We start from the raw sequence: 2,449 nt of genomic DNA on the forward strand, positions 1-2,449 counted from the left end.
AGCATGCGGCTCGCCGGCCGCGCCGCGGATGCGGCCGCCTTGCGCGATGCCTGGCATTTGCGTCCCCTACGTGCTGACCCCGGTCCCGCAGGCGCCGTCTTTGGCGCCTGGCGGCAGTTGGCCAGGCAGCCGCCCGCCGCTACGCCCGGCCGGCTCGGGAAGATACTCGACCAGCTTGGCCTCCATTGGGACGGCGCCGCGCTCGCCGACCTTTGCACGCAGATCGAAAAACTCGGGGTATCCCAGCGGTCGGCGCCATTCGACGCCGCGGCGATCGCCGCTGAGGTCGTCGCCATGCGTCCCGATGCCGAACTCTTTGGCTGGTGGCTCGCCGACCTGGTACTGGCGCAACGCCTGGGCTGGCCGCAGCCCCTGCCGCTCCTAATGGCGCAGGGTTTTGGACCATCTTTCCGCACCGAGGCCGGCGGTGGCCGGCGCATCCGGCCCGGGGACAAGAATTTTGAGCGGGCGGTTTGCATCGCGCTCGTCGCGGCCGCCGCGGACGCTTGTCGGTTGGCCGCCGAGCTGTCGCGCCGGGCCGAAAAACTCCTGGCGGTGGCGCCGAAACTGCGCGCCAAAGGCGCCGGCGACGTAATCTTTCTGCTGCTCAGTGAAGACGCCGTGTCCGGATCGCTGACGACGGACAATCTGTCGCGCTTTGCATCGCGACGGCTGTTCGAACGGCTGCAGCAACTGGAGGTCGTGCGCGAGCTCTCCGGCCGCCCCACATTCCGGCTGTTCGGGCTGTAGCGATGAGCGAAGCGTCCGCCCGCCGCAAGCCAAACGATCAGCCGGCGCTGCTCGACACCGAACTGGAACATCTGCCGCCGGAGCTGCGCTGGTGCGAATGGATGGCCCGCGTCGAAGCGGTGATCTTTGCGGCAAATGAACCGGTGACACGTAGTGTCCTCGCGCGGGTGGTGGGAAAAAACTGCAATATCGAGCTGATCATCGACGACATTCGCGCCGAACTCGCCGGCCGCCCTTACGAGCTGGTCGCGGTCGCCGGCGGCTGGCAGCACCGGACCAAAAAGGTTTTTGGCGACGCCATTCACGCAGCCTTCGGCACGGCAGCGGGCGAGGGAGCAAAAGAACTGTCGCAGGCGGAGGCGCTTGTCTTGATGTGCATTGCCTATTTCCAGCCGATCACCCGTGGCGAGCTGTCGAGCTTTTTCGGCAAGGAGGTGTCACGTGACCTGATCGGCGTGCTGCGCGCTGAGCAGCTGGTCGCCTCGGGGCCGCGCAGCCCGCAGCCGGGCGCGCCCTACACCTATGTGACGACCAAAACTTTTCTGTCGCAGTTCGGGCTCGACACGCTGCGCCAGCTGCCGGATTTCGAGGCGCTCGAGGACGCCGGGCTGCTGTCGAAGGAGAAGCTGCTGGATCATCCCAGGGTTTGCAGATATCGACGATGATGGCGCCAGCGCCGCGCTCGACGAATAGATGATCCCATCACGGCGGGACACACGCGATCTCGCCGCTCGTCACATAGAAGATTGCGCCACGCACGCCGTCTGGTCTCGCCGGCTGGGTCCTTCGCGTGACGGAAGGGAGGTGGCGGCACGCGTCCGCTTGTCGATGAAGGATAAGCGAACAGGCAATTGATCGAGCCTGGTCGCACATGTCGATCACCATTGAGAGCTCTCGAAGGGAGAAAGTTCAATTGAACCACGTCTACCTTGAGCTTCTCGCGACGATTGAGGCGTTAAGATCCAGCCCATCGGGGCGACCATTCAGACGCTGATGGACAAGGTTCGCGACCTTTCACAGACGATCAAAGCCCTGAAAGACGATCTCCACCAGACAGCCGGCTATGGCCTGCTAAGAACCTAGCCAGCCGGCGAGTGCCCATCCCGGCCATTGTCAGCGAGGCGGCCATCCCAACAAGATCGCCTTGCCGCCACCGCCAATGGCGGATGCTGACAGCAGCGCCATAAGAACGCCAACGTAGATGGGGAAGATCATCCTCGGGCTATTCGTCCTTCCAAATGACAGTCTTCCCCCGAAAATCCCAATGAAATTTGAGGTTGGCTTTCAGTACCTCGGTGGGGATCCTCGGCTCGATCGCTGTGTGGAGAGCGTTATACGTTTCTCGGCAGAAGCTCGGCGGCGGGACATTCAGCTTGTACCCCGACGGGTACCTAAAATCTTGCTGAGAATTCATCAGGTCAAGGTTGTTGGCAATCATCTTCACGTTCCCAATCGGCGGCATTCCTAGGGCCACTGCGGCTTCGTAAATGTCCTCGATCTTGTGACCGAAGCCGAGCCGGAGACCGCGTTTCGACACGCCCTTTGAAGCTAGATACGCTTTCAAGAGGAGTTCTAGGTGTGAGCTTTCGAGAGGTTGTCCATTCGGACCGGACCGAGGAGACTGGAGTTACCACGCTTCAGCATCCATCGGAGGGTCCGAATGAACATCCACAAGAATGCCCGTCTCACACCGCTGCGT

At 62.6% G+C, this 2,449-nt stretch carries 2 protein-coding genes; both read left to right on the forward strand.

Annotated features, from left to right (window positions below; translation table 11 throughout):
• A partial coding sequence (locus EN939_RS29835) for a DUF1403 family protein (RefSeq protein WP_127271249.1) occupies positions 1 to 750 on the forward strand: 750 nt, incomplete at its 5' end.
• Between the two features lie 2 nt (positions 751 to 752).
• A complete protein-coding gene (gene scpB, locus EN939_RS29840; protein WP_063169436.1) occupies positions 753 to 1,415 on the forward strand; it encodes an SMC-Scp complex subunit ScpB in 663 nt (220 codons plus the stop codon).
• The last annotated feature ends 1,034 nt before the right edge of the window (positions 1,416 to 2,449 follow it).

This window comes from Mesorhizobium sp. M7A.F.Ca.CA.002.05.1.1, assembly GCF_003998335.1.
GTDB lineage: Bacteria > Pseudomonadota > Alphaproteobacteria > Rhizobiales > Rhizobiaceae > Mesorhizobium.

Bases quoted from the DNA above. Each gene is read 5' to 3' on its own strand.
- scpB (WP_063169436.1), top strand. From the start codon at position 753: ATGAGCGAAGCGTCCGCCCGCCGCAAGCCAAACGATCAGCCGGCGCTG.